Annotated in this window: 15 protein-coding genes; 9 read left to right on the top strand and 6 right to left on the bottom strand. The window is 71.1% G+C overall.

The features are described from left to right. From ACN20J_RS23820 to ACN20J_RS23810, 3 genes are all read right to left on the bottom strand, one after another. A complete protein-coding gene (locus ACN20J_RS23820; protein ID WP_419666733.1) occupies positions 1–1,731 on the bottom strand; it encodes a diflavin oxidoreductase in 1,731 nt (576 codons plus the stop codon). Further along, entirely contained in the window at positions 1,728–7,352 is a 5,625-nt protein-coding gene (locus ACN20J_RS23815; protein WP_419666732.1) for a glutamate synthase-related protein, read from the bottom strand. The genes ACN20J_RS23820 and ACN20J_RS23815 overlap by 4 nt, the downstream gene beginning before the upstream one ends. Before the next feature lie 289 nt (positions 7,353–7,641). Further along, positions 7,642–8,256, bottom strand: a complete 615-nt coding sequence (locus ACN20J_RS23810) for a TetR/AcrR family transcriptional regulator (RefSeq protein WP_419666731.1) — start codon at positions 8,254–8,256, stop codon at positions 7,642–7,644. Positions 8,257–8,364: 108 nt separating this feature from the next. Here ACN20J_RS23810 and ACN20J_RS23805 point away from each other — a divergent pair, with 108 nt between their 5' ends. Then, positions 8,365–9,135 (top strand): SDR family NAD(P)-dependent oxidoreductase, encoded by a 771-nt coding sequence (locus ACN20J_RS23805; RefSeq protein WP_419666730.1) that lies wholly within the window; start codon positions 8,365–8,367, stop codon positions 9,133–9,135. An 84-nt stretch (positions 9,136–9,219) separates the two neighbouring features. On the opposite strand, the gene ACN20J_RS23800 is transcribed toward ACN20J_RS23805, so the two are convergent. After that, entirely contained in the window at positions 9,220–9,993 is a 774-nt protein-coding gene (locus ACN20J_RS23800) for a polysaccharide deacetylase family protein (protein WP_419666729.1), read from the bottom strand. Between the two features lie 191 nt (positions 9,994–10,184). On the opposite strand from ACN20J_RS23800, the gene ACN20J_RS23795 reads away from it, so the two are divergent. Together ACN20J_RS23795 and ACN20J_RS23790 are read left to right on the top strand one after the other, a co-directional pair. Next, the gene (locus ACN20J_RS23795; protein ID WP_419666728.1) at positions 10,185–10,664 is read left to right on the top strand and encodes a hypothetical protein; all 480 of its coding nucleotides are present in this window, start codon (positions 10,185–10,187) and stop codon (positions 10,662–10,664) included. Positions 10,665–10,699: 35 nt separating this feature from the next. Further along, positions 10,700–11,257, top strand: coding sequence for a hypothetical protein (locus tag ACN20J_RS23790; protein ID WP_189844002.1), 558 nt, complete (start codon positions 10,700–10,702; stop codon positions 11,255–11,257). 111 nt (positions 11,258–11,368) lie between these two features. Here the strand turns inward: ACN20J_RS23790 and ACN20J_RS23785 are convergent, their stop codons facing one another. Then, entirely contained in the window at positions 11,369–12,595 is a 1,227-nt protein-coding gene (locus ACN20J_RS23785; protein ID WP_419668939.1) for a L,D-transpeptidase, read from the bottom strand. Positions 12,596–12,849: 254 nt separating this feature from the next. On the opposite strand from ACN20J_RS23785, the gene ACN20J_RS23780 reads away from it, so the two are divergent. From ACN20J_RS23780 to ACN20J_RS23760, 5 genes are read left to right on the top strand one after another with little or no spacing between them, the layout of a single operon-like run. Beyond that, a complete protein-coding gene (locus ACN20J_RS23780) occupies positions 12,850–14,061 on the top strand; it encodes a lipid II:glycine glycyltransferase FemX (RefSeq protein ID WP_419666727.1) in 1,212 nt (403 codons plus the stop codon). 59 nt (positions 14,062–14,120) lie between these two features. Beyond that, the gene (murJ, locus tag ACN20J_RS23775) at positions 14,121–15,734 is read left to right on the top strand and encodes a murein biosynthesis integral membrane protein MurJ (RefSeq protein ID WP_419666726.1); all 1,614 of its coding nucleotides are present in this window, start codon (positions 14,121–14,123) and stop codon (positions 15,732–15,734) included. A gap of 47 nt (positions 15,735–15,781) precedes the next feature. Next, positions 15,782–16,465: a response regulator transcription factor gene (locus tag ACN20J_RS23770; protein ID WP_055611447.1), complete on the top strand. Its 684-nt coding sequence runs from the start codon at positions 15,782–15,784 to the stop codon at positions 16,463–16,465. Then, positions 16,462–17,934: an ATP-binding protein gene (locus ACN20J_RS23765; RefSeq protein ID WP_419666725.1), complete on the top strand. Its 1,473-nt coding sequence runs from the start codon at positions 16,462–16,464 to the stop codon at positions 17,932–17,934. The genes ACN20J_RS23770 and ACN20J_RS23765 overlap by 4 nt, the downstream gene beginning before the upstream one ends. Then, complete coding sequence (locus tag ACN20J_RS23760; protein ID WP_419666724.1) at positions 17,931–18,587, top strand: hypothetical protein; 657 nt, start codon at positions 17,931–17,933, stop codon at positions 18,585–18,587. Before ACN20J_RS23765 ends, ACN20J_RS23760 begins: the two co-directional genes overlap by 4 nt. Before the next feature lie 279 nt (positions 18,588–18,866). On the opposite strand, the gene ACN20J_RS23755 is transcribed toward ACN20J_RS23760, so the two are convergent. Further along, the gene (locus ACN20J_RS23755; RefSeq protein ID WP_190230474.1) at positions 18,867–19,697 is read right to left on the bottom strand and encodes a hypothetical protein; all 831 of its coding nucleotides are present in this window, start codon (positions 19,695–19,697) and stop codon (positions 18,867–18,869) included. A 422-nt stretch (positions 19,698–20,119) separates the two neighbouring features. Between ACN20J_RS23755 and ACN20J_RS23750 the strand changes: the two genes are divergently transcribed. After that, positions 20,120–22,078 carry a serine/threonine-protein kinase gene (locus ACN20J_RS23750; protein WP_361917393.1) on the top strand — a complete coding sequence of 653 codons (1,959 nt, stop codon included), beginning with the start codon at positions 20,120–20,122 and terminating at the stop codon, positions 22,076–22,078. The last annotated feature ends 54 nt before the right edge of the window (positions 22,079–22,132 follow it).

The raw sequence follows: 22,132 nt of genomic DNA, 5'->3' as shown, positions 1-22,132 counted from the left end.
TCAGTACACGTCCCGTACGTAGCGCTTGGCCCGGCGCAGATCCGCCAGGTACTCCGCCGCGTCGTCGTCCCCGCGTCCGCGCTGCTCGGCGATGACGCCCAGCAGGGCCGCCTCGACGTCCTTCGCCATCCGGGAGGCGTCGCCGCAGACGTAGACGTGCGCGCCCTCCTCCAGCCACCCGTACAGCTCGCGCGACCGCTCCCGCATCCGCGTCTGCACGTACACCTTCTCGGCCTGGTCGCGCGAGAACGCGAGGTCCAGTTCGGTGAGTACGCCCTGCCCCCGCAACTCGGCCAGCTCGTCCTCGTACACGAAGTCGCTCTCGCGGTGCCGGTCTCCGAAGAACAGCCAGTTGCGGCCGGTGGCGCCCCGTGCGGCACGCTCGTGCAGGAAGCCGCGGAACGGGGCGATGCCCGTGCCGGGGCCGATCATGACCATCGGGGCGTCGTCGTCCACCGGGACGCCGAAGGAGGCGTTCGGCTGCACGAACACCCCGACGGCCGCGTCCTCGCCGACCCGGTCCGCGAGGTACGTCGACGCGACACCCTCGTACGACCGCTTCCCGGAGCCGTACCGGACGGACGCGACCGTGAGGTGGATACGGTCCGGGTGGGCGAGCGGGCTCGACGAGATCGAGTACTGGCGTGCCTGCAACGGCCTCAGGAGGGGGAGCAGTTCGGGCAGGGTCGGTGCGGCGGCGGGGCCCGCGTCCCGGAGCAGGTCCAGTACGTCCCGGCCCCAGAGCCAGGAGTCGAGATCGGAGCGGTCGCCGTGTGCGACGACCGCCGCCAGTTCGCTCGACGGCGCCCGTTCGACGAGCTCCGCGATCAACTCCTTGGAGGGGGTGCGGATTTCGCGCTCCGCGCGCAGCAACGCGGCCGCCTCCTCGTCGCCGCTCGCGCCCAGGTGCTCCAGGAGCGCTCCGACCAGCCCGTCGTCATTCAGCGGTACGACGGCCAGCGCGTCCCCCGCCTCGTACGTGATGCCGCTGTCGCCGAGGTCGAACTCGTAGTGGCGGATCTCCTTCGCGCTGCGGGGAGAGGACAGCAGCCTGTTCACCGCGAGCCGGGAACGGTACGGGGTGCGCTTGTTCCAGGGGGAGCGGGGCGCCCGGCTCGGGGCCGCACCCGTACCGCCGGTCGCGCCGGTCTCCGCCACCAGCCGCTCCAGCACCACCGTCGTCCACTCCGCCGCCGGGTCCTCGAAGTCGACGTCACAGTCGACGCGTTCGTGGAGCCGACCCGCGCCGAGCTGTTCAAGGCGGGTGTCGATGAGCTTCGCCGCCTGGCAGAAGTCGTCGTAGCCGCGGTCGCCGAGCCCGAGGACCGCGTAGCGCAGACCCTCCAGCCTCGGCGCCGTCTCGGCCTGGAGTGCCTCCCAGAACAGCCCTGCGTTGTCGGGCAGTTCGCCCTCGCCGTACGTCGAGGTGACGACCAACACATGGGACATGGCAGCGAGTTGCTCGGGTGTGATGTCGTCGAGCGCGGTGGCCTTTCCGCCGAGGCCGCGGGCCCGGGCCCCGGCGGCCAACTCACCCGCCACGAACTCGGAGTTCCCGGTCTGCGTGCCGAACAGCACGTCGATCGTCACGGCGGGCGCGTCACCCGCCCCACCCTCCCGGCGCCCGGCAGCCGCGACACCGGCGATGAAACCGGCGAGCCAGGCCTCCTGTTCGGCGGAGAACGGCGCGTCGGCCGGGATCAGGGACCCGGTCGGGGGCAAGAGCGTCACGTGGTCACCGTCTCGGTCGGGGCCTGCGGGGCGCGGCGCGTGGCGATGTCTTCGAGGGCCGCCGTCGCGAGCAACTCGTCGAAGCGGGCGGCGCGTACGCGGCCGGCGTTCTTCGTGGTCTGGTGGACGATCCAGCCGTACGTGCCGGGGGCGTCCACGCTGAGGTTGTTGCGCTGCTTCAGCGCCCGCTTGTAGTCGTCGAGGCGCTTGCTCGCGATGAGGGTCGCCAACTCGCCGTCGTCGAACCGCTCCAGCGTGCCGCGCAGGTACTTCACCACCCGCTGCTTGACGAAGAAGTCCTCGGTGAGAACGAGGTTGCGGACGGCCTCGGAGACTCGGGGATCGTCCGGGCCGGTGGCGCCCGGCACCCGTTGCACCGCCAGGTCCTGTGCCACGCCGAGCACCGTGTACGACGACAGCAGCGAGAACATGTCGTCGCTGCCCTGGTCGCCGAACGCCGGGGCCCGGCCGCCGAGCACGGTTCGGCGGTCGCGGTAGTCCACCTTGAACGCGCGGAGCTTGTCCGTCGCGATCGAGGTCGCCAGCTCGTCCAACAGCTCACCACGGGTGGCCGCGGCGAGGATCTCTCCGGCGTCCTGGTAGAGGAGCAGTGCGCGGGGCATCCCGCAGTACACGTGCCGCCGTTCGCTCTCCCAGTCCTCCAACAGTCTTGCTGCAAGTGGGGAGTTGGTGGCCTCCACATGCCAGGTCAGCAGCAGTCGTACGGCCGACTCGTGGAAGTCGCCGTGCGCGGTGTCGGTCACCGGGAACACGAGCAGCGAGTCCGCGCTCACCCGGCCGGCCAACTCGCCCGAGGGGTCGTACTGGTAGACGAACCCGCCGCTCATACCGTTGCCGAGGCCCTTGCCGAAGCCGCCGAGGTTGAGGACCGTGCCGCCGGTCATGTACTCGCAGCCGAAGTCACCGAGCCCTTCGACGACCGCCGTCGCGCCGGAGTTGCGCACGGCGAACCGGTCACCGGCCTCCCCCTGCACGAACGTCCGCCCGCCGGTCGCGCCGAACAGCGCGAAGTTCCCGACGAGCACGTTCCCGCCGCGCTCGGAGCTGCCGCCGCCCGGGGCGCGGACCACGATCCGGCCGCCGCTCTGGCTCTTGCCGACGCCGTCGTTCGCGGTGCCGGTGTGTTCGAGGGTGATGCCGTCGTTGCAGAACACGCCGTACGACTGACCGGCGGACCCGGTGGTACGGATCCGTACGGCGTCGTCGACCAGACGGCGGCGCCCGCGGTCGTCGGTCGTGACCGCGGGAACGACGCCGTTGAACTCGTGATTGAGCAGCCGCTCGACGTCGATGCCGAGCTGGCCGCCGACCGACTTGTCGCTGTTGCCGAGGTGGATGCCCTCGACAAGCAGGGACGGCTCGCGCCGGTCGACGAGCGCCGCACGGACGCGCTCGATGAGGGCGTCGTCGGTGGTGAAGTCCTTCTCCAGGTACTCCGGGTCCTCGACGACCTTCTCGGGCACGCCCGCCAGCAGGCGCCGGACGTCGAGGCGCCCCACGCTCGCCGGGTGGTCGAGGAGTTGCAGCAGATCCGTACGCCCCCGGGCCTCGCGCAGCGACCGCAGGCCGAGCCGGGCGAGGATCTGCCGGACGTCGTGCGCGATGTTGAGGAGGTACTGGGCGAGTGCGCGCGGATCGCCCTCGAACGCCTCGGAGTTGGTGGTGAGCCCGGCGGGGCACTTCACGTTGCAGTTCTTCGCCATGACGCAGCCGAGCATCATGAGCGCGGTCGTCCCGAACTCGAAGCTGTCGCCGCCGAGCAGTGCCGACGTCACCACGTCGCCGCCGGTCTGGTGCGCGCCCGAGCAGCGCAGGACGACCTTCTGGCGGAGCCCGTTCGCGACGAGGGCCTGGTGCACCTCGGCCACGCCGATCTCGGCCGAACGGCCCGCGTACTTGAGGCTGGTGACGGCCGCGGCGCCCGTACCGCCGGTGTTCCCGGCCACGTTGATGACATCCGCACCGGCCTTGGCGACACCGACCGCGATGGTGCCGATGCCCTCCGAGGACACGAGCTTCACGATCACCCGTACCCGTGCGGCCTTGCAGTCGTGGATGAGCTGGGCCAAGTCCTCGATGGAGTACGTGTCGTGGTGCGGGGGAGGCGAGATGAGCTCGATGCCGGGAGTGCCGCCGCGGGCCGCCGCGATGTCGACCGTCACCTTCGGCGCGGGCAGCTGGCCGCCCTCGCCGGGCTTCGCGCCCTGCCCGATCTTGATCTCCAGCTCCTCCAGCATCGGGTCGGCGAGATAGCCCGCCCAGATGCCGAACCGTCCCGACGCGAACTGCTTGATCCGGGAGCCGCGGATGGTCCCGTAGCGGGTGTGGTGCTCGCCGCCCTCGCCGCTGTTCGACATCGCGCCGACCATGTTCGTGCCGTGCGCGACGGCCTCGTGCGCGGTCGCCACGAGCGCGCCGTGGCTCATCGCGCCGGAGGCGAGCGCCCGGGTGATCTCGTGGGCCGGTTGTACGTCGGTGAGTTGGACGCTGTCGGGGGCGCTGTCGAGGAGGGTGAGGAGGCGGGCGGCGGTGCCGGTGGCGGTGACCTCTATGCCGTCGGCACCCACGGCGACCGTCTCGACCTCGCCGGGGTGCGCCAGCGCGAGGCCGTCGGCGAGGGCGGTGTGGCGTTCGGCGTCACCGTCGAGGCTCAGCCGGACAGTCACCGTTCCCGGGGACCGGTCCACGACGGTCGCGACCACGCCCCGGACCGTGACGCTCGCGTTGCCGCTCGTGGAGAACCGGCCCAGCTCACGGGCGAAGTCCTCCGGCGTGCGCAGCCCGGTGACGTCGGCGGGCAGCGCGAGCACATCCCGCAGCGCGGCCGGCCGGCGCGACCGTTCCTCGTGCGTGGTCCGCAGGAAGGCGCGGTACCCGGGGGTGATCCGGAACGCGTCGATCTCGGCGTCGCTGAGGGCGTCGTACCCGGTGTTGCGGTACGCGGCGTCGGTGATGCCGAACGCGTCGTCGAGCTGGCCGAGGGTGAGGAGGCGGAGCGCGTCCGAGTCGCCGCCTTGCCCGCCCGGCCCGCCTGGCTTGTCTTGTGCGCCCTGCCCGCCCTTTCGGTCCTGTCGGCCGAACTCCGGCCGCTCCTCGGTCATGTCGCCGAATCCGCGTACGGCCGTGACACCGAAGGAGTGCCCGGCGCCGTCCGACCGCTCCTTGAACAGGCCGAGCAGCGGGATCTGCTGATCGGTCTCCACGGCACGGGCCCGCTCGTGCCACTCGGTCGCGGCCTGCGCGATACGGGCGAAGCCGACCCCGCCGACCGGGGCCTCCATGTGCGGGAAGGCCCGCGCGAACACTTCGTCGCGGGTGTCGAGATAGTTGGGTTCGAAGAAGGCACCGCCGATGTAGCTCTCGGCGGTGCACAGCCCGACCCGCCCCATGGTCTTGGCGAGCGCCTTCTCGGCCGCCTTGCGGAACCGCGCCAACGCCCGGTCGGTCTCGGTGACTTCACCCGCGGGCGCCGGTGCGCTCGGGTGCTTCTCCTCGGCCCGCAGCCGCGCGCTGAGGCTGTAGACGGCGGCGGCGCCGAAGCCGAGCGCGGTGGCGACGTGGTGCGACGACGGCAGCTGCCCGCTCTCCGCGACGATCGAGACGCGCAGCCGCAGCCCGGTCTCGATGAGCCGCTGGTTCGCCGCCGCGACGGCGAGGATCACCGGCAGCGGCGCGCGCGTGGAGGAGATCCCCCGGTCGGTGAGGACCGCGATGCCGCCCCCTTCCGTGGCGAACCGCTCGACGTCGTCGCAGAGCCGCTCAAGGGCCGCCCGGAGCGCGTCGGCGTTCGCGGTCTCGTCCCCGGACACCGGGTCGTAGAGCATGTCGAACCGATCGAGCGGAACGATCCGCTGGTCGCGCAGCCGCACCATGTCGAGGTGCCCCAACACGGGTGAGGAGACGACGAGTTGACGCCCGCCGACGCTCCCCGTGCCGTCCGGCTTGGGTCCGAGGGCGACCCGCATGCTCATGCCGTCGGCCTCGCGGATGCTGTCCAGCGGCGGGTTGGTCACCTGCGCGAAGCGCTGCGAGAAGTACTTCGCCATGCCGCCCTCGGTGTCGCTGAGCGCGTTGATGGCGTTGCCGTACCCCATCGCGGAGATCCGCTCCGACCCGTTGGCGAGCATCGGGTCGAGCATGAACCGGAAGCTCTCCTGGTTCAGCGCGTAGGCCACGTACCGGCCCGAGAGGCTCAGGTCGCCGTCGTATCCGAGCGTGGTGGTGCCGCGGTAGTAGTCGGGGGCGGGCAGGTCGTCGAGGTTCACCCGGGCCGCGTCGAGCAGTTCGGAGTACGGCCGCCGCGCGGCAAGGGCGTCGAGCACCTCGCGCGTACGCATCCGGCGGCCGGTTCGATGGTCGACGACGAGCATGCCGCCGGCTTCGATACGTCCCCGGTGCACGACCTCCTCGTCGGGGAAGGCGACCTGCCCGGCCTCCGACGCCACCATGAGGTACTCGGCGGTCTCGACGGTACGCAGCGGGCGCAGACCGAGCCGGTCGAGGCGGGCGCCGATGACGTCCCCGTCGCTGAAGATGACGGCGGCGGGGCCGTCGTTCTTCTCCTCGTAGAGGGAGAAGTACTCCAGCATGTCCCGGACGGCGTCGGGCAGCGTCCGGTCGTTCTCCCAGGCGGGCGGCATGAGCGACACGACGGCCTCGACGAGGTCCAGGCCGTCGTCGAACACCCGGCTCTGCAGGGTCTGGTCGAGGCGGCTGGAGTCGGACTGCCCGGGCGGGCGCACGATGCTCCGGGTGCGGGCCCGCGCGAGGGCCTCGTCGCTCAGCCGGTTCTTGCGGTCGGTGTTCAGCTCGCCGTTGTGCGCCATGAGGCGGAACGGCTGGGCCATGGTCGGGTGCGGCTCGGTGTTGGTGGAGAACCGGGTGTGGAAGTACAGCGACCGCACGGAGTGCCGGGGGTCGCCGAGGTCGCGGAAGTACCCGATGACCTCACCGGAGTTGAGCCGTCCCTTGAGCACCTGGGTCCGCGCGCTCAGCGACAACACGTACAGCCCGGCGTACCGGTCCGTGTCGTCGGCGTAGGCGACGGCTTCGACGGCGAGCAGGGCGCGGTTGGCGGCGGCGTCGACGTCGGCACGCGTCCAGTCCGCCGGGGCCCGGAACACCCACTGCACGATGGGCAGTTGGTGCCGCTCGGCGGCGGGCCGGGCGACGCTGTGGTCCACGGGTACGTCCCGTACGAGCAGTACGTCGAAGCCCTGGACGGCGATGCTCCGGCCGACGAGCTCGACGGCGGCGTCGCGTCGCCGCCCGGCGTCGTGGGCCGCGTAAGTCACGTCGGTTGCGTTCGTCGCCTCGGCGTCGGTCGGTACGAAGCAGTTGGCGACGCCGAAGTGCCCGGCGCGCAGTTCCTCGCCGGTGATCGCGCCGAAGAACTCCACCGACAGGTCGACGCTCACGCCTCCGCCGTCGCCGACACCCTCGGCGGAGGTGCCGCCACGGTGCGGGATGGCACGGAGCGCCTCGTCGCCCTTGCGGATGACGTCGTGGCTCGGTGCCCCGTCGAGGCGGGTGATGAAGCCGACGCCACAGGCGCTGTGTTCGCGGGCAGGGTCGTACAGACCGAAGGTGGGGCGCTTCAAGTGCGGGTCCTCTGAGCGGGTTCCGGCTGGGGGTACCTCCCAGGCCCTTGATGCACTGGGGGAGGACGGCCAGGCTGCGTCGGTGAAGCGCTCGCCGCGGGCGGACCGGCGTGACGGCCGGGTCCCTGAGTGGTGCGAATGGGTACGGTAAGGCTTACCTAACTTCCACCGCAAGTGTGCGCCTTGCTTCCGCACTGCCGGGACGTGCGTGTTCTCGGCCGTACGGACCGCTCGGCCCTGGCGCGCGTCTCACCTGCTGGGATGCGACACGCGGTGCACCCGTACCCCGTCAGGTCCGCACCGGCTCGTCCGCCGTCGCGCGGAGATGCTCGATGCCGGTGTCGAGCGCGGCCCTGAGGTGAGCCGAGTCGCCCGTGGACATCATGATGGCCACGCCTCCCTGGATGCCCGCCAGCAGCGCAGCGGCCGACCGGTCCACATCGAGGGCCGGTGACACCAGGCCCTTCGTCTGGAGGGCGCGCATGCCGTGGGCGAGCTGCTCCTGCCACTGGCGCATCAGCTCGGTCACGATCGCCCGGGCACCCGGGCGCGATCGTCCGACCTGGAGGAACAGCGACCCCAACGGGCAGTGGTCGCCCTGGCGTTCGTAGCGTTCCACCACCGCGACCCGCCACCGCTGCCAGGACTCCCACGAGTCCAGATGTCCCAGGTGCGGCTGCTGGTCCTCCAGGACGCGGTCCGCCTCGAACTGGGCCACCGCCAGCAGCAGTTCGTCCTTGCCGTCGGGGAAGTAGTGGAACAGCTGGCTCTTGCTCGTGCCGGTACGGGCACGGATGTCGTCGAGCGTCGCGAAGGCAACACCCTGCTCGCGCAGCACCTCGGCCGCGCCCTCGACGATGCGGGCCCGTGTGGCGCGGCCCTTCGCGGTCGGTGCGGGCGGCATTCGGTCTCCTCTCCTCGGCCGTCTCAATGTAGGTCCATTCTGGACTTGCTGGTCCATTTTCTGCGACGCACAGTGGTCCGCACACTGCGAGAAGAGGGAGATCACGTCATGGGTGAACGACTGCGGAACAAGACGGCGCTGGTCACAGGGTCGACCAGCAACATCGGGCAGGCGATCGCGGAAGCGTTCGCCGCCGAGAGGGCCCACGTCATCGTGTCCGGGCGCAGCCGGGAACGGGGGACACGGGTCGTCGAGGGTATTCGCGCATCCGGCGGCCGGGCGGATTTCCTGGTGGCGGACCTCGACGGCAGCAAGGAGGCCTCCCAGAGCCTGGCCGATCGGGCCCGTGAGACCTTGGGCGGGCGGATCGACATCCTGGTGAACAACGCCGGCATCTACCCGGGCTCCGGAACCGTCGACACCGACGAGAAGACGTTCGACCGGGTCTTCGGAGTGAACGTGAAGGCGCCGTTCTTCCTCACCGCGGCCGTCGTCCCAGGCATGGCGGAGTCCGGTGGCGGGGCGATCATCAATCTCGGCTCGTGGATCGCGCGCCTGGGCGTTCCCGTCGGCGCGCTCTACAGCTCCACCAAGGGCGCCATGGAGACGCTCACGCGGGCATGGGCCGCGGAGTTCGGCCCCATGGGCGTGCGCGTGAACGCCGTCTCACCGGGAGTGATCCTGCCCCCGGCCCCGGAAGGCGGCGAGCCCCACCCCGGCGAGATCATGATGAAGGGCACCCCGGCCGGCGGCATCGGCACGCCGGACGCCATCGCGCATGCCGTGGTCTGGCTGGCCGGCGACGAAGCGGCCTTCGTGCACGGAACCGTGGTCGACGTCGACGGGGGCAGGACGGGCGTCGCGGTCATCGCGGCGTAGGGCGCCGGACCTCTGGAGCCCGGACGCCCGCGACCCCCTGGACGCCCGAGTTCGTCAGGGCCGCCGACCGAACGCCACGAGACGTCAGCACACCGGGAAGCCGAAGGAGTACCCCTGCTCCTTGAGCCGGGGGAGGATCCGGTCCAGGGCCTCGACGGTCTGGGAGCGGTCGCCGCCCGCGTCGTGGAAGAGGAGCGTCGGCCCGTTCGGCACCTCGCGCTCGACGGTGGCGACGATCGCGTCCGTGCCCGGCCGCTCGAAGTCCTTGCTGTCCACGTTCCAGCCCAGCGGACGCATGCCGCGCGAGGCGGCGAGCTTGCGGCTGTACGGGGTGAAGGCCCCGCCGGGCGCCCGGTAGTACATCGGGCGTACGCCCCCGGACGCCTTGGTGATCATGCGTTCGGCGTCGAGGATCTGCTTCGACTGGTAGGCCTTGGAGTTCTTGTCCATGGTCGTGTCGTGCGACACCGAGTGGTCGCACAGCCGGTGCCCGGCCGCGACGACCTTCTTTACGAGGTCCGGGTGGGCCTGCGCCTGCGTCCCCACCATGCAGAACGTGGCCTTCACCCCGTACTCCCGCAGTACGTCGAGGACTTGGGGCGTCCACACGGGGTCGGGGCCGTCGTCGATGGTGATGTTGACGCCGCGTGCCCCCTTGTCCGAGGCGTGCGCGATGGTCACCGCGACCGGCTTGGCGTCACTGCCCGGCTTGGCCGACGAGGACGCGTTCGGCGACGAGGTGCCCACGGAACCGGCCTGCGCGGACCACGCCGACGCACCCCCGGCGGCCAGCGCCACCCCGAGCGCCGCGCCGAGCACCTTGCCGTACCAGCCCCGCCCGCCGCCGTGTCGTGCCATGTCCGCCCCGCTTTCCCGCAGTTACTCGCCGAATTCCCCGGCCGACGCGCGACCACCAAGAAGGACGAGGCGCGGCGGCGATCGGATCCGCCCGTTACCGATCAAGGACAATCCCGGAGTGGTTCCCGGACAACCGGGCCGGCGGAACCGTTTCACCAGGTGCCGTGTCCTCCTCCGCGGAGGGTGGTTCCATGCCGCGGATCCACCTGTTGAGGGGGCTGGCCATGGGGCAAGTGCGTGAGGGAGCACGGTTAGGGGCTTGGGCCGTCGTCGGAGTCATCGGCCTGGCGGTGGTCTACGTGATCGGGGTGTTCGCCTTCGGCGGCGCGGGGTGGATCACCGCCCCGTTCCGCGGTGAGGCGGACGAGCGCAACAACACGGTCGGCTCGGGCGAGTTCCGGCAGACCACCTACGAGGAGTTCTTCGATCTGTGCGAGGCCGTACAGAACGCCGAAGGGACCATCCAGGTGCTCCAGGAGGAGCGGAAGGCCGCTTCGGAGACCCGCACGACGCAGATCGACCAGTCGGTCACCGCGCTGAAGGCCACGCGGATCGAGTCGGTCAACGAATACAACTCGAAGGCCGCCCAGGAGCACCGCGCGCCCTTCCGTGACAAGGACCTGCCGTACCGGCTGAGTGTCGAAGCCGAGCGCACGACGTGCACCAACTGATCCCCGTCTCATCCCGGGAAAGAGGGCAGCACCTCATGAAGAAGTTCGCACGCACGGCCCTGGCCCCCGTCGTCGCACTCGTCGTGGGCCTCGCCCTGACGTCCTGCACCGACTCCAGCCAGGACAAGGAGAACAAGGCCAAGCAGAAGGGCTACGACCACCTGGTGGCCCAGCAGCCCGCGGGCCGCATGGAGTACTCGCCGACCCGCGAGGCGATCAACCAGTGGGTCAAGACATGGGGGAAGCGGGGCAAACTCTCGTACGTCTACATCCAGAACGCCAAGGGTGAGTACGGGTACTTCATCATGAAGGGCCTGCCCGTGCCGCGCTGCAAGATGCTCACCCCGACGGAGAAGGTGGAGCACTCCGACAGCGGCGTCGCGGTCCTCGCGCAGCCCGGCATGGACGGCACGTACACGACGGGGTCCACCTGCAACGCGTACTACGGCTTCGACGCCACGACGGGCGCGTACATGGAGTTCACGGTCGGCACGAACCAGTCGTTCTTCCTGTTCGACAAGCCCATGACGATGCCGGAGTACGCCAGCGCCAAGCAGTTGGGGCCGACGTCGGTGAAGGACGTCAAGAAGTAACTGCGGGAAGAGGTACCCCCGGGAAGAACTAACCCCGGGGAGAAGTAACCCCGGGTGGTCGGGGGCCGGTTGGAAGACTTCCGGCACCCGGCACCCGGCCCCCCGCCCCCCTCAGCGCAGCGCGCTCTTCTCCTGCCACTCGCTCCACGAGAGGTTCCACGCGCCGAAGCCGTTGCCGGGTGCGACCACGCCCTTGGTGTCCTTGCCGGTGATCTCGAACGGGTCGCCGGCCCGCACCTGCCCGTAGAACCAGGCCGCGTTCGCGTCGCTCATCCCTATGCACCCGGAACTCTGGTTGGAGTTGCCGAAGTAGCGGGCGTTCCACGGGGCGGCGTGCGCGTACATGCCCGACCAGGTCAGCCGCATCGAGTGCTTGACCATCTTGTCGTAGGCGTTGCCCAGGCCCACGGTCTCGGAGTTCATGTTGATCGTGCCCTCCTTGGCCATGAGCACGGCGGTCCCGCGCCAGGAGCGCTTGTCACCGCCGGGCGTGCCGCCGGAGACCGGTATGCGCCGGACGGTCTTGCCGTCGCGTACGAGCGTGAGTTGGTGGTTGTCGAGGTCGACCTTGGCGATCTGCCGGGCGCCGATGGTGAAGGTGGTCGAGTAGTCGCGTACGAACCAGCCGCCGGCCGTGCCCGAGTCGGTGCCGTTCAGGTCGGCGTCGAGCGTGACCTCGGTGCCCGGCTTCCAGTACTCCTTGGGCCGCCAGTCCACCCGGTCCCGGCCCGACCAGTCGGTCAGCCAGCCCCAGGAGCCCTCGGTGTCGTTCGAGGTGGTGATCCTGAGCTGCTTCTCGACCTCGGCCTTGTTCTTGACCGGGTTGTCGAAGACCAGGGAGACCGGCTGGGCGACGCCGACGGTGGAGGCGGTGCCCGGTCGCCAGTCGACCTTGTTGACCTTGTCCGCCTCGGCCGTGGTGAAGGTGGCCTTGGTACTCCTGGCGGTTCCGCCCTCGGACTTGGTCGCCGCCGTCACCGTGTAGGCCGCGCCGGGTGCGGCCTTGCGGTCGGAGACCCATGACCGGCCGTCGGAGGCGGCCTTCCCGGCGAGCTTGTGGCCCTTGCCGTCGGTGACGGTCACCGAGGTGAGCCTGCCGCCCGCGGCCGTGACCCGCACGGGCTCGCCCGCCGGGACCCGCTCTCCCTTGGGCGTGACGGTGACCTCGACCGGGCGGTCGTCGGCGCCCGGCTTCACCTTGTTGTCCGCCCCGGCGCCCGGACTGTCGGCGGAGCCGCTCGACGTGCAGGCGGCGAGCGGTGCCAGCAGGGCGGCCGTGGCGGCGGCCACGACGGCGGCCCGGACACGGGCATGGGCGAGTACGCGGGTGCGGGGCAACCGGGACAACGGAACCTCCGGGAAGGGCGAGAACGAGGTGGGCCAGAGTCGGCGATATCGTGACTGTAGAGCCGGAAAACCCGAGGTCAGCCGCTGTGGAGCAATGTGACGGCGACTGGTGAGGAACGGTCATGGTCCGGTCACATTCACCGGACGGAGCGGTCATGGTCCGCTGTGAGCATCCTTTGCGACCCCGCAAAAAGGCCCGCGAAATGGTCCGCGAGAAGGCCCGGGGAGAAGGAGAGGAACGGACTGTGTCAGCGCTGCTCGTGCCGCCCAGCCGCGTGCCCCAGCCACGGAACCCGGGCATGGCCCTGCGAACCATCACCGCGGAGACCTACCGCGCCTTCCTCGCGTCCCCCGCCGGCGCCGCCCTCGGCGCCGGTTTCCTCCAGTGCCCCTCCTGGGCCGACGTCAAGGAGGGCTGGCGCGCCCAACTCCTCGGCTGGGGGCCGGATCCGGAGGCGGGTCAACTGACCGGCGTGGCCCTCGTGTTGCTGCGCCAGTTCCCCGGCACCCGCAAGTACTTCGCCTACCTTCCCGAAGGGCCCGTCGCCGACTGGAACGACCCCGACGTCGACGACTGGCTCGGTCCGCTCCTCGAACACCTGCGCCGCGCGGGCGCGTTCGCCGTACGCATCGGCCCGTCGCCCGCCTACCGGCGCTGGGACGCCGCCCTGCTCAAGCCGCTCGCCGGCCCCGGCCGACGCCTCGGCGACGTACTCGCCAGTGAGGTCGACCCGCTCGGCACCGCCGTCGCCGAACGGCTGCGGGCCCGGGGCTGGCGCCGCTGCGGCGGTGAGGGCACCGGAGCGAACGGCACCGGCGGGGACGGGGACGCACAGCCCCGGCACGTCTTCCAGGTGCCGCTCGCCGGACGCACCCCGGAGGACCTGTGGTCCGGGCTCAACCAGGAGTGGCGACGCAATGTGCGCCGGGCCCGGAAGGAGGGCGTGGAGGTGGTGGTCGGCAGCGCGGCCGAACTCCCGGAGTTCTACCGGCTGTTGGGCATCACCGAGCGACGCGACGGGTTCCGGCTCGGCCGCTCCCTCGCGTACTACGAGCGTCAGTACGCGGTGCTCAACGCCGAGGAACCGGGCCGGATGAAGCTCTACCTCGCCCGGCACCGGGGAGAGATCCTGGCCGCCCACACGATGATCACTGTGGGCCGCCGGGCCTGGTACCAGACCGGCGCCTCCGCCGACCACCGCCGCGAGGTCCGGCCCTCCAACGCCCTGCAGTGGCGGATGCTGTTGGACGCCCATGCGCTGGGCGCGGACGTCTACGACATGCGCGGGGTACCCTCCACTCTCGATCCTGAGGAACGTACGTACGGACTGCTGCGGTGGAAGCTCGGCACCGGCGGGCAGGTCGTCGAGACGTTGGGGGAATGGGAGAGGGCATTGGGCGGCAGCGCCAACCACGCGCTTCACCGCGCCTTCCAGGCGTACCTGAACCGCCGATGACCCATACGACACCGGCCGGCACGGGCAGCGCGGGCAGCACGGGACCGACAGCGGAACCGATGGCGGAAGCGACGGCGGGACCGACGAAAACAGCCTCCACGGCCCGCGGCAGTGCCGTCATGGCCGCCGGATCCATCGTCTCGCGGGCCACCGGCTTCGCCCGCTCCGCCGTGGTCGCGGCGGCGATCGGCACCATCGGGCCGACCGCCGACGGGTACGCGGTCGGCAACGCCCTGCCCACCATCGTCTACATGCTGCTCCTCGGCGGCGCGCTGAACGCGGTCTTCGTGCCCGAGCTGGTCAAGGCCGCCAAGGAGCACGACGACGGGGGTGTCGCGTACACCGACCGGCTCGTCACCGTCTGCGTCCTCGCCCTGCTGGCGATCACCGCGACCGCGGTGTGGGCGGCCCCCGCGATCGTCGACGCGTACACCGACTACACCGGCCCGCAGGCGGCCATGACCACCGCACTCGCCCGCTACTGCCTGCCGCAGATCTTTTTCCTCGGCCTGTTCACACTGCTTGGCCAAGTCCTCAACGCACGCGGCAAGTTCGGCGCGATGATGTGGGCGCCGGTCCTCAACAACCTTGTCGTCATGACCGTGTTCGGGCTGTATCTGGCGCTGGCCATGGGCGGCGGCGACACGCTCACCGCGACCGAGACCGCTGTCCTCGGCTGGGGCACGACCGCCGGTATCGCCGTCCAGGCCCTCGCCCTCCTCCCCGCGCTGCGCGCCGCCCGTTTCCGCTGGCGGCCCCGCTTCGACTGGCGCGGCAGCGGACTGACCCGCCCGCTGCGAGCGGCCGGCTGGCTGGTGCTGCTGGTCCTGGCCAACCAGGCCGCGTACTGGGTCACCACCCGCCTCGCCACCACCGCGGGCCTCGACGGCGGCCCCGGATACGGCGCGTACAACAACGCCTATGCCCTGTGGGTCGTACCGCACGGCATCATCACGGTCTCCGTGGTGACCGCGCTGATGCCCCGGATGAGCGCGTCCGCCGCCGACGGCGACACCGCCGCCGTGCGCCGGGACGTCTCCCACGCCCTGCGCGTCTGCGCGTCCGCCGTCGTCCCCGCCGCCTGCGCGCTGTTCGCGCTCGCCCAGCCGGTGATGGCCCTCGTCTTCGGATACGGCAGGACCGGCGCCGACGACACCGCCGCCATGGCCGGGATCCTGATGGCCTTCGCGCCGGGACTCGTCGCCCTGTCCGGCCAGTACGTCCTGTCCCGCGCCTTCTACGCGCTCTCCGACACCCGTACGCCGTTCCTGCTCAACCTCGTGATCGTCACCCTCAACGCGGGCCTGTCCCTGGCCGCCGCACACCTGCTGCCGGCCCGCTGGGCGGTGACGGGCATGGCAGCGGCGTACTCCCTGGCGCTGTGCGTGGGCTGGGCGGTGACCGGCCTCGTCCTGAGCCGCCGGCTCGCCGTCGCCCGCCCCCTGCGCTCGTCCGCCGTCGGCGCGCACGCGCGGCTGCTGCTCGCCGCGGTCCCCGCCACCGCGCTCGCCCACCTCGCGGCCGTGAGTGCCGTACGGGCCGGGGCCCTGGCCGCTGCAACTGCCGGGGCGGCTGTCGTCGTCCTCACCTTCGCCCTGCTCACCCGCCCCCTGCGGCTCACGGAACTCGACGCGCTGCTCTCCGGCGTACGCGGCAGACGAACCCGGACCTGACCACCCCCCTGACCACCACCCCTGACATCACCTAGGGAGAACCGCCGATGCCCCGCGTGCTCCTCATCGAGGACGACCCCTCCGTACGCGAGGGGGTCGAACTCGGTCTGCGCCGCCGCGGCCACGAGGTACGGGCGGCGGCGACCGGCGAGGCGGGCCTCGCCGCGATGGCCGAGTTCCGCCCCGACCTGCTGCTCCTCGACCTGATGCTGCCCGGCATGAACGGCGTACAGGTCTGCCGGCAGGTCCGCGACCACAGCCAGCTGCCGATCATCATGCTCACCGCGCGCGGCGACGACTTCGACGTGGTCATCGGGCTGGAGGCCGGTGCCGACGACTACATCGTCAAGCCCGCCCGCCCCGAGGTGATCGAGGCCCGCATCCGTGCCGTACTGCGCCGCATCGACGACAGCGGATCGGGCCGCCCGGCCATCGAGGTGTACGGCGAACTCACCGTCGACCGGGTCGGGCTGACCGTCACCAAAGCCGGCCGGCGGCTCGCGCTCGCCCCCTCGGAGCTCAAGCTCCTGCTGCACCTGTCCGGCGCCCCCGAGCAGGTGTTCAGCAGGCAGCAACTCCTGGAGCACGTCTGGGAGCACACCTTCCACGCCGACGCCCGACTCGTCGACGCGTGTGTCGCCCGGCTGCGCGGCAAGATCGAGGACGAGGTCGGCAGCCCCCGGTACGTCCAGACGCTGCGGGGCTTCGGCTACCGCTTCGGGCCGCTGTGAGCGGCGGTGAGCGGTCGCGGGTCAGGGTGTTCGGGCTGCGTACGCGGCTGTTGTTCGCCTTCCTGCTGGTCGCCGCCGTCAGCGCCGGTACGACGGCCGCCCTGACCTACCGTGAGGCCCGCACCGCGGTGCTGAAGACCGCCCAGGACACGGCGGTCACGTCGTTCCGTGAGCAGGTCCAGCTGACGGGCTTCAGCCTGCCCGTGCGGGGGGAGGGCTTGGAGGACGTCCTGCGTGACCTCGCCCGCAAGAGCAAGCCGCACCCCTGGGTGGTGTTCGCCGAGTACGGTTCGCTCCGCGCCTCCTCGGGCGAGAACCCCGTCTCCACCGTCATCACACCCGAACTGCGCAGCGCCGCGCGGGCCAACCCCCGCGGCGCCTTCGAGCGGGTCGTCAAGGACGGCGTTCCCTACCTGACCATCGCCATGCCCACCGTCTTCAAGACGAGCCCCGACAGCGTGCTGCCCAGCGGACTCGTCCTCTACGCCGTCATGCGGATGACCGACGAGCAGATCACCATCGACGCCCTCCTCATGGCCGCCCGGGACGGCGCCCTGCCCGGCCTCGCCGTCGCGCTGATACCCGGCCTGCTCGCCGCGCGCAGTGTGCTGCGCCCGGTGCGGGAACTCCGCCAGGCGGCCCGGAGCATGGGCAGCGGCAGACTCGACACCCGGATCGCGGTGCGCGGCAGCGACGAACTGGCGGACCTGGCGCGCACCTTCAACGAGTCGACGGGCCAACTGGAGCGGTCCGTACGTGAACTGCGCGAGGCCGAGGAACGCGCCCGACGCTTCGCCTCCGACGTCTCGCACGAACTGCGTACCCCCCTCGCCGGAATGCTCGCTGTCACCGAGGTCCTCGACGAGGACGCGGACGGCCTGGACGCCGACACCGCCCGGGCGGTCCGGCTGGTCAGCGCGGAGACCGGAAAGCTCGCCGTGCTCGTCGAGGACCTGATGGAGATCTCCCGCTTCGACGCCCGCGCGGCCGAGCTGAACGCCGACGAGGTCGATGTCGCCGAGGCCATCCGCAACACCCTGCAGAACCGGCACTGGACCGACGACCGGGTCCGCACCGAACTGCCCGACGGCATCCGCGCCCGGCTCGACCCGCGCCGTTTCGACGTCGTGATCGCCAACCTCGTCGGCAACGCCCTGAAGCACGGCGAAGCGCCTGTGACAGTACGCCTGCGCACCGAGGCGGGCGCCCCGGGCTCACCCGTGCTGCTGATCACGGAGGTCGCGGACAGTGGGCCGGGCATTCAGCCCGCGGTGCTCCCGCACATCTTCGACCGCTTCTACAAGGCCGACGCGGCCCGCACCCGCTCGGCGGGCAGCGGCCTGGGACTGGCGATCACCCTGGAGAACGTGAAACTGCACGGCGGGACGATCCATGCGGGGAACCGTCCCGAGGGCGGCGCCGTCTTCGCCGTCGAGATACCGCTTCACGTGGAGGGGGCCTGCGGATGAGGCGTGCGCGGACGCGCCGACGTGCGGCGGGCGTCGCCTTCGCGGCGGTCGTACCCCTGCTCGGTGGCTGCGGTATCCAGGAGACCGATGCCATCGAGGCGGGCGGTCCTGCCAGCTTCCAGGCCTTCTTCGACCGCAACCAGGAAATACTGCTGTTCTTCCGTTCCCCCGACGGCGGGCTGAGCCCCGTGATCCGGACACCCGCGGACTCGTCCGTGTTCGACGGATACGTCGAGGGCGCCGGAGAGGAGAACACCGATGACACGGCTGAGCCGATTCCGACGGAGAAGGCCGTTCTGGCGCTGCTCGGCGGTCCGGCGAAGGAAGACCGGGCCGCCGGCCTGAGCACGTCCCTCCCCGCCGCCCTCCCCGGCGGGTCCGTCAAGGTCGAACTCCTCCCGGGCGGCAGGGTAGCGACCCTCCTGCCCTTCTTTCTGGAGGGACTGGACACCACCGCTCTACGCCAGCTGACCTGCACGATCGCCTACAGCCAGGACGCCGAAGGCCAGGTCGTCGTGGAACTGACGGGCCAGGACGGCGCATCGAAATCCGGCACCTGCGGACTCGCTCCCGGCAGCACCGCCGACACCGGCGACGTACCCACGGGGACTGAGACCGGGGCACGGCCCACGCCGTCGGCCGCGACCGGCTGAGGACGTGTCACACGGGGCCGGTCGACGGGCTCCCCACCGGTCACGAGGTCGGCTTCACCACGTGGCCCAAGGCGACAAGCCCGATTCCGACCGCTGTCAACGATGGACGCTCGAACCCGCCCCATGCGACGAGCAGGGCACCCGCGGAAGTCTGGCACGTCTGTACGGACAAGGAGGGTTGAACCTCTTCGTCCCGAACCGGGGTGGGCCGGCGACCGGCGACCGGCGACCGGCGACCTCGTCACTCGGTGCCGGTGGGTTCCGGTCGGCGCCCGCGGCTCAGTGGTCGTCGGTGATGGTGGTCGCGATGCCGTTGCTGATCTCGACCTCGGCGGAGAAGCCCTTCTTGGCGGCAGCCTCCAGCTGGGCCTCGGTGCACTCGACGCCGCCCTCGCCGCCGGGCCCGGTGTTCACGGCGTCGCAGATGTCGTCGTAGCCCATGATCTTGGTGTCGTCGGCGACGAGGAACTGCTGCTCGGTGCCCTTCATGTCGGAGACGGTGTACTTGCCCGGCGCCAGGTAGGAGACGTTGCCGAACCAGGTTCCGTTGACGCCCTTGCCCTTGTTGACGCCCTCGACGACCGACTCGTCGCGGCCGGAGGACGAGTCGGAGTCCGACCCGGAGGAGCCGGAATCCGAACCGGAGCCGGTGTCCTGCTGGGCGGCACGGCGCTCGCTCACCAGGGTCGCGACGCCGTTCTTCATCTCCACGTCGGCGTTCACGGCACCCTTCTTGAGGGCCGCCTCCAACTGGTCCAGGGTGCACGGCGCGTCCACCTTGGAACCGGCCTCGCCGCATATCGTGCCGACGCCGTAGACCTCGGTGTCGTCGGCGACCCAGAACTGCTGGTCCTCCTTGCCCGGTACGGACACGATGTACTTGCCCGGGGCGAGATAGGTGACCTTGCCGTTCTTGAACGAGCCGCTGACGCCCTTGGAGTTCTTGGCGTTCTTGGAGTCCGAGGCCTTGTCCGCGGCCACCGGGCTCGCGGAGCCCTTGGGGCTCTTGCCGGACGAGCTGCTGTCGGTCCCGTTCTGGCATGCCGTCATCAGCAGACCGGCGGTGAGGGCGGCGGTGGCGACGATGGCCTGGCGCAGGCGGCGGTTCATCACGGGGGGTTCCTTCCGGAGGCGGGGGCAGCTGGGAGCCGGTGGCGCATCCGCCGTTTCCCGCTCTGTGATCAATATGAGGCCTCCCGGGCCCCACAGGTCACGCCTGTCCTCGCTTCAGAACAGCGCGGTCACACAGTCGTGACACAGCAACACACAGGCTGCGAAAGCGAGTTGGAGCTGTTGGTGGCGGCGGCTGGTGGCGACCGGTGGCGGTCGACGGCGGGCTGGTGACGGGCGCCGGTGAGGACCGGGGCGAGCGGCCGTGTGCTCCCCCCGCCGGTCCGTGAACCCGGCGCGCTGTGGGGATTCTGGGCGGGTCCGCGCGAAGTCCGGTGAAGCGGATCACTGCCAAGTTCGGGCTGAGTACACTCCGTGACCTGGCAGGGCGGACAGTTGTGGGTGGGGCGAGGGGTGGCGCGGTGCTGGTGACGCCGGAGGCCGGGGACAGGATCGCCGACCGGTATCTCTTGCGGGAGCCCATCGGCAGAGGCGGGATGGGCGTCGTCTGGCTGGCCTGGGACGAGCGGCTGGAGCGGCGGGTCGCCGTCAAGTGCGCCCGCCTGGACGACGACCGGGCCACGCGCCGGCTCATGGGCGAGGCGCGCAACGCCGGGCGGCTGCACCACCCGAACATCGTGGGCGTCTTCGACTTCGTCGACGAGGGCGCCACCTGCTGGATCATCATGGAGTACGTCCCCTCGCGCAGCCTCGCCCAGATCGTGACGGAGAGCGGCCCGCTCACGCCCGAGGAGGCCGGATCGATCGGCTGCCAGATCGCGGCGGCGCTGGCGAAGTCCCACAACGAGGGTGTGGTGCACGGCGATGTGACGCCGGAGAACATCCTCGTCACCGACGAGGGCATCGCGAGACTGACCGACTTCGGGATCTCGCGGGCCCTGTGGAGCGACGTCACCCACAGCACGACGGGCATCGTGCGGGGCAAACCCCGTTATCTGGCCCCGGAGTTGGCCAAGGGGCAGCCCGCGGGCGAGAAGTCCGACGTGTTCTCCCTGGGCGCCTCCCTGTTCGCGGCGGTCGAGGGCCGGTCGCCGTACGGGGAGGCCGAACACCTCATGGCGTACCTGGCCCGGGCCGTCGAGGGACACATCGAGCCCGCGCACCGGGCCGGCCCGCTCGACGAGCCGCTCACCGCCCTCCTTGAGGTGGAGCCGCGGCGCCGGCCCGACGCCGCCAGGGCGCAGCAGCTGCTGACACGCGCGGCACCCCCGCCCCCGCACATACAGGAGCAGTTGCACGACAGCGGTACGGAGGGCGGTCGCGGGGATCTCGCGTCCCGCACGCTCCGGCTGCCGCGACTCCTGCGCCGCCCGGGGGACTTCACGCCGTTCATGCTTCAGCCGCCACGGCCCGTACGCCGACGCCGTCACCGCCCTCTGGTGATCGCGGCGGTGGCACTGGTCGCGGCGGGCGCGATCACGGCCGGGCTCGTACTCTTCGGCCCGTGGGACGAGGGTGACAAGGACGGTCGTACCGATGCGAAACCGCCGGTCGCGGCGCGGGCCGGTGCCATCGGCGACGAGCGGACGGCGGACCCCTGCGGGCTGCTCGGCGCGGCCTCGCTGAGCCGCTTCGGCGGTACGGAACTGGACCCCGACTACGGGGAGATCGACCGCTGCGACGTCCTGGTGCGCAACAACAGCGGTGACGACAACGCGGACGTCGAGGTGAACCTCGACTCGGACCGGGACGATTTCGACGACGTCCTCTCCACCCGCCTGGTCGGCAGCCTCACGGTCGTGACGCTCAAGCGTGACGGCAACGCCTGCGAACGGGCCGTCCTGACCACCGACGGCAAGCAGATCCGCGTCATCGGGAAGCAGCTCAACAAGGTGGCACCCGACCCGTGCCAGCTGGCCGACGCCGCCTCCGACCGTGTCGTCGGCGTGCTGGCCGAGGGCCCGGTCCCCCGCCGTTCGTCGCCGCCGGCCAAGAACTCCCTGGCCCGGCTCGACGCCTGCGCGCTGCTCGACGCCAAGGAGCTCAAGCGGCTTCCCGGCGTCAAGGTGGACAACCGCGACGGCGGCTTCGGTTCCTGGAGCTGCGACTGGTCGAGCGACGACGGCGAACGTGCGGTGGAGATCCAGTTCAGCCGGGACAACTCCCTGGACGCCGACGACGGAAAGCCGGTGAACGTCGCCGGCACGAAGAGCTACGTCATCGCGGACGAGGCCGAGGACGACAGCTGCACCGTACGGACTCCGCACCGCACGTACCGGAACTCGGTCGGCGACCCCACCACCGAACACTTCCAGCTGACCGTGTACGCCCCGCAGTCGTCCGGCCAACTGTGCGACAGCGCAACGGAGTTCGCGGGAGTCGTCGTACGGAACATCGCGAAGCGACTGCCGGGGGCGTGACATGACCGAGCCGGGAATGGCACGGAGACGGCCGGGCGACCGACGGCCGGGGGA

Source organism: Streptomyces sp. 2-1, assembly GCF_048564895.1.
Taxonomy (GTDB): Bacteria; Actinomycetota; Actinomycetes; order Streptomycetales; family Streptomycetaceae; genus Streptomyces; species Streptomyces phaeochromogenes.
This window is presented reverse-complemented; position numbering and strand designations above follow the sequence as displayed.